The sequence below is a fragment of the Xanthovirga aplysinae genome (assembly GCF_009711365.1).
In the GTDB taxonomy this organism is placed as follows: Bacteria; Bacteroidota; Bacteroidia; order Cytophagales; family Cyclobacteriaceae; genus Xanthovirga; species Xanthovirga aplysinae.
Map to the genome: position 1 here is coordinate 1 of NZ_SMMB01000937.1, position 5,649 is coordinate 5,649.

The following is a 5,649-nucleotide window of genomic DNA, read 5'->3' on the forward strand; positions in this document are numbered from 1 at the left end:
CTACTTCGACTAAAGGAAGAGTTAAAAAAAATTGTTCATTCTTTTAGTTCTGATCGAATTGGATTAATTATTTTTTCTTCAGATGCTTTCCTGCAGTGTCCATTGACCTATGATCAAAGCGCCTTAAATCTATTTATTGAAACACTAAATTCAAACCTTGTTCCCAACACCGGAACGGATTTTGCTCCCCCCTTAAAACTTGCTTTAACTAAATTAAGTAATGAGGAAAGCTCATTAAGTCGATCGACTTCTAAAGCCATAATTTTAATTAGCGATGGAGAAGATTTTGGGGGTGAATCAGAGAAAGTTGCCGGACAAATCAAACAAAGTGGGATCAAACTTTTTACTTTGGGAATTGGAACAGAGGGGGGAAGCAGAATTCTCACTTCCACGGGCTATAAAAAAGACAAAAGTGGTAAGGAAGTTGTCACCAAACTGGATGCAAGAGTGCTTAAACGATTGGCCATTAATACCGATGGACGCTACTTTGAAATTAGCGACCAGCAAAACGACACAGACAGACTGATCAATACTATTAGTAATATTGAAGGGGAAATCCGGGAAAGCCGAAAAATGGATGTTGAGACTAATAAGTACATGTATTTTCTATTTTTTGCCCTTATCCTTATTCTCATTGATTTGCTAACCAACGTAAAAGTACTAAGAATATGAATATTTTTTATGGTCTTCTGGCTATAGTATTTTGGCAAGGGGGAATCAATGACATTGCCAAAATCAACAAATTAAAAACCAAAGCTGAGGAAGCCTTTGTGGCAGAAAATTACAAAGAAGCTATTAAAACCTACGAATACCTAACAGATTCTTTAGATGTAAAAGACGATGATAATCTTTGGTTAAACCTGTCCAATGCTTATTATCACAATTCCCAAAACGATAAGGCAAAAAACATCTATCAAAGGCTAACCACAAGCGAAAACCAGGAGGTCCGATCCTTGAGTTATCAACAGTTGGGTGTGTTGGCATTTAAAGATGAAAAAGAACAAGAGTCTTTGCAACATTTTAAAGAATCACTAAAGGCGAATCCTAATAATGAAGAAGCTCGTTATAATTATGAGCTCATAAAGAAATATCTTAATAAACAACAACAAGAGCAGGAGGAGCAACAGCAAGAAGACAAAATTGAACCTTCTGACTTCGCCAAAAGGCTAAAGGAAAAAGCAGATTCCCTTGTAGCTGCAAAAAGGTATCAAGAGGCCGTTCAATTGATGGAAAATGGCTTAAAGATTGATGAAACCGTAGCTGCCTACAACGATTTCATTCAACGAACCAAAATCATCGTTACTATTGATCAATAAGATACACTGATGAAAAAACTTTTTATTGCAATATTATTTCTTTTCCTAGGACAATTGACTCTTGCCCAGACCTCAGCTGGAGAATTGGCTTTTCACAAAGCCGCTAATCAATACATACAGGGCAATAGTTCACAGGCAAAACAAACAGTTTATCAGGGATTAAAGGAAGATCCAGATAATAAGAAGCTCAGAGACCTACTCAAAAGATTGGAAGAGCAAAACCAACAGAATCAACAGCAAAAACAAGAACAAGAAAAACAGGAGGAGCAAGAGAAGCAAGAGAAGCAAGAACAAGAACAACAACAGGATCAGCAACAGAACCAGGACCAACAGAATCAACAGCAGGACCAGGAGCAACAACAAGACCAGGAAGGACAAGATCAACAGGAAAAACAAGAGCAGCAGCAAGAGGAAGAACAAGGTCAAAAAGACCAGCAGGAACAACAACAGCAGGAAAAAGAACAAGGAGAGCAAGACCAGCAAGAACAACAGCAAGAAAATGAGCAAGAAGCTGCCCAAAAAGGAGAAGAGGAAAATCAACAACCCCTATCCACCTCTGAAGAATTAGAAAAAATTAATATGACAGAGGAGAAAGCAAAAATGATATTGGACGCGATGAAGAACAGTGAAGTTCAATATATCCAACAGAATAAAAGAAAATCGAAACAAAAGGCGGATCCTAAAAAGCCCGATTGGTAAAAAGCCTTAAAAGGGGTTATTTGAAAAAAGTCCAGGAATTTTGAGAAACTAATTTTAGTTCAGAGACAAAAACTCTTTCCTTTGGGGTTTGTTTAAATTCTTTGTTTTAAGCGAAAATCTTTAAACAAGCTCCAAAAGAAAAAATCTTAATAATTGTACATTTTTCTACAGAGAAGAGTTTCTCTCAAAAAACCTAAAACAAGAATAAGCAAAACACAACATTAACCACCTGAAAAACAAAAAATCAGACCATCCTCTCAATAAAAAAATAGATTATAAGACTTTTAAAAGATATACTAACTTCGGTATTCTTTTCTTCAAATTTCCCCCTTTTGGTACTCTGCAAATGCAAGAACGAAATATGACAGTTAATAAAATAACCTCTGGAACTCAAATGAATCCTATTTCCAAATAAAACATGTACATACTTTTTATTTGAGGATGAGTCTAAGCGATAGAGACGTAATATTTTACGTCTCTATCCCATTAGTTCTCTCCTATCTCGAATTAACAAAATTCGAATTCTTCCAAATTTAAATAAAAGGGAATTATCCCTATTTTCTTAAATCGGATGTGCAGCAAAATTAATTTACAAGTAACAAGGACCTAAAAAAGATTTTCAAATCCCCTATTTCTTCACCGTTCGCCCCTCTTTTTTAATCTTCTTAAACTTTTGAGTAGCCGAAGAACTTATTGTTCGTCCGAAATAAATTGCATTAAAGAATAAGCGATTGGTACCATACCAGAATGCCCTAAAATTAGGGTTATCAGCCAGAGCAATTATTTTCCCTCTTCCTTGACTGTGAATTGTGGCTGCTGCAGCACCAGATATTATAGCTGCATTCTCCTTAGAGATATAACCACTCAACAGAGGATCTTGACTGTAGATCATAGGCGTGGCATAAGCATTGGAAGTAGGTGCAGCAAATAAAGTATCATTCTTAAAGACAGGCAAGCTCTTTGAAGAATAACCATACCCCAAGGGATGAGTAGGATCAATACTTACCTGAAAAATTGTACCCCCAATTACCTGGGCTCCCTTAGCCTTTTCAAGGTCAGCATAAGTCTTCATTACATAAACAGAGTCCTTTTCCTTGGTTTTCCACTTGAGGCTTAAAAACTTTTTATCCTTTAGCCATTTAACTGCCCGTTTCATGGCAACTAAATTTCCACCCTTATTTAACCAATCTCTTAATTTTCCTTGGGCTTTTTCATTCATTCCCTTATAGGAACCATCCACCATAACTAAAGTATTGTATCGACTTATATCAACAGATGAAAAATAGGATAGGTCCAACAAGGTCACCTCAGTTTCAAATCGCTCCGCCAATAAATGCCAAACTTCTCCTGCATCATAAGCTCGAACACCGCTTCCAATTAGTAAGCCAATTTTAGGTTTACTGATAGCTGCAAAACTTCTGCTACCCAAATCAATCCCCTCTGGAGTTAACCCTGAAGTAATACCATATACATCCAAACCATTTTCCTTGGTTACATTCTCCAGGAATTTAAAGATCCCTTCGGCGTCCATCTTCTGATTAGCCACCGGTAACAGGATATCCCCCTCTTTAAAAGAATGTACTCCGTCTTCCAGTGAAACTGAAAAAGGTTTGGTGGCCACTTTTGCCCTTAATCCAGTAGTAAGCAATTTATTTAATAGTTTAGGAGCATAATAGTTACCCCATCTAAATACATAAGCATACTCACTTTTTCCTCCCACTACCTGACCCTTAACCACTGGAACAGACATTAAAGGATCTCCCAATTTTAAACGGGACAAAGCCTTTTGGTTCAATTCGGCATATTCAAGATTAAAGGCTAATGGTAAAGTCCAACCCGATACATCATAAAAAAGACTATCTGTAAACTCTGTTCGTTTTTCAAAAATCCCATGAATCAGACGATATTGAGCTTGATTTAGAGGCACAGCATAAGCTTTTCCTGCTTCAAAATCCCTGTTCTTATAGCTAAAAGCCCCTTTCAATTCCCGAACTTCTATTTTGTGTTGAAGAAGAATAGCATTAAAGGCCTGTAATTTGGATAAATCGCTGGCCCCAAATAAATATGCTTTCACAGGATCTTTACTGCTTAAATTCAGGGCAGAAGTGTAAAAATCTCTCTGATATTCCAAAAACTCCTTCCTAAGAGAAACCGCTGATTGCAAAGTAGAAAGGGCTGTGGTAAGTTGATTTTTAATCGTAAAAGGAAATGCTAATTTCCCATTAACTGTTTCGATCAAATGGCCTTGAGATCCACCCTGTTCGAATAAAATACCAACAGTTCCATTTACATCAGGATAGGTCGATCCTTTTCCGTAATAAAAATCATCAAAACTCTCTTCACTGTAATATAGAGAGCCAATTTTGTCTAGAGCTTCTGAATGGAACTTGGCCATCTTATGGGTCAAATCAACATTTTTTTTAGGAGTAAGGGGATGAGTACGAGAAGGAATTCCTGGCTGAAAAAAGAAAGTAGAATTAGCGCCCATTTCATGATGATCGGTAAGAATATTGGGTTTCCATTCGTGAAACTTTCTAATTCTTGCTTGACTTTCAGGGTGCTGAACAGGCAACCAATCCCGATTCAAGTCAAACCAGTAATGATTGGTTCTACCAGCAGGCCAGCCTTCTCGGTGATCTCGATTATTAGGATCAGCCACAGGATGAGGGCTTTTATACATATTGGCCCATTGGGCAAATCGACCTAACCCATCAGGGTTTAAACTTGGATCAATTAAAATAATTGCATTATCCAATTTTTCCTCAATCTCAGGTCCCTGTGCTGCTGCTAAATAATAAGCATATAAAAGAGAAGCATTAGTCCCACTAGGTTCATTTCCATGAACACTGAAACCCTGATACAACACCACAGGCATGGAAGAAATATCCAAATCGGATGATTTTGCGGGATCAGTTAGTTGAACATGTTTTTTCTTTAGTTCATCCAGTTCATTATGATTTTGAGATGAAGTGACTATTGCTAAAATAATAGGCCTATCCTCATAAGTTTTTCCATGTTCTTCCAAAATCACCCGATCAGAACTGCCAGCTAAAGCCCGAAAATAAGCCAAAACCTGATCAGGCCGAACGTGCCATTTTCCTACCTGATACCCCAACACCTCTTCAGGTGTAGGTACATTTGGATCATAAGTAACATCGATGGGAAGATAATACTTTTGCTCTATGGCATTTTGCGCCGGCAAATGGCTACTCATAAAACAAAAAAATAAAAGTAGCGTAAAAATACCCTTCATTTTTTAATAGACTTAATGGTTAAAAAAACAATAAAAAAGCAAAATATCACCTTAAAATTTACAATTCAAATCCAAAACAGTTTTTCAGTTATAACACACCCATAACAGTAATCGATAGCTATCAAGTTAGTGCTTTCCTTTACAATAAACTAGATCAAATCAAATGTTAAGGTTAAGCCCATTAATATAATAGCTGATATTTAATCCCTCCTTATTTCGGAAAAACTAATAACTACTAACTTTCAAACCCTAAAGCAGCACAAACAAAAATTACTTGAATTCCCCTTTTTCTTTTATTATACTGCAAGTTCAAAGTTTTAAAAATCGATTTCAATTACCTTAAATTTCTCAATCTTTTAAAACCTTTTTTTACTACAAATG

Annotated in this window: 4 protein-coding genes; 3 read left to right on the forward strand and 1 reads right to left on the reverse strand. The window is 36.5% G+C overall.

All coding sequences use genetic code 11. The annotated features are described in order from the left end of the window. The 3 genes from E1171_RS08525 to E1171_RS08535 form a co-directional block, all read left to right on the forward strand. The coding region (locus E1171_RS08525; protein ID WP_155205585.1) for a vWA domain-containing protein at window positions 1–672 on the forward strand (672 nt) is incomplete at its 5' end. Further along, the gene (locus E1171_RS08530) at window positions 669–1,316 is read left to right on the forward strand and encodes a tetratricopeptide repeat protein (RefSeq protein WP_155205586.1); all 648 of its coding nucleotides are present in this window, start codon (window positions 669–671) and stop codon (window positions 1,314–1,316) included. The genes E1171_RS08525 and E1171_RS08530, both read left to right, overlap by 4 nt. Window positions 1,317–1,325: 9 nt before the next feature. Further along, window positions 1,326–2,015 carry a hypothetical protein gene (locus E1171_RS08535; protein WP_155205587.1) on the forward strand — a complete coding sequence of 230 codons (690 nt, stop codon included), beginning with the start codon at window positions 1,326–1,328 and terminating at the stop codon, window positions 2,013–2,015. 628 nt (window positions 2,016–2,643) lie between these two features. Here E1171_RS08535 and E1171_RS08540 read toward each other — a convergent pair. Then, complete coding sequence (locus E1171_RS08540; RefSeq protein ID WP_155205588.1) at window positions 2,644–5,268, reverse strand: M14 family zinc carboxypeptidase; 2,625 nt, start codon at window positions 5,266–5,268, stop codon at window positions 2,644–2,646. Window positions 5,269–5,649 lie beyond the last annotated feature (381 nt).

Bases quoted from the DNA above. Each gene is read 5' to 3' on its own strand.
- E1171_RS08530 (WP_155205586.1), top strand. From the start codon at position 669: ATGAATATTTTTTATGGTCTTCTGGCTATAGTATTTTGGCAAGGGGGA.
- E1171_RS08535 (WP_155205587.1), top strand. From the start codon at position 1,326: ATGAAAAAACTTTTTATTGCAATATTATTTCTTTTCCTAGGACAATTG.
- E1171_RS08540 (WP_155205588.1), bottom strand. From the start codon at position 5,268: ATGAAGGGTATTTTTACGCTACTTTTATTTTTTTGTTTTATGAGTAGC.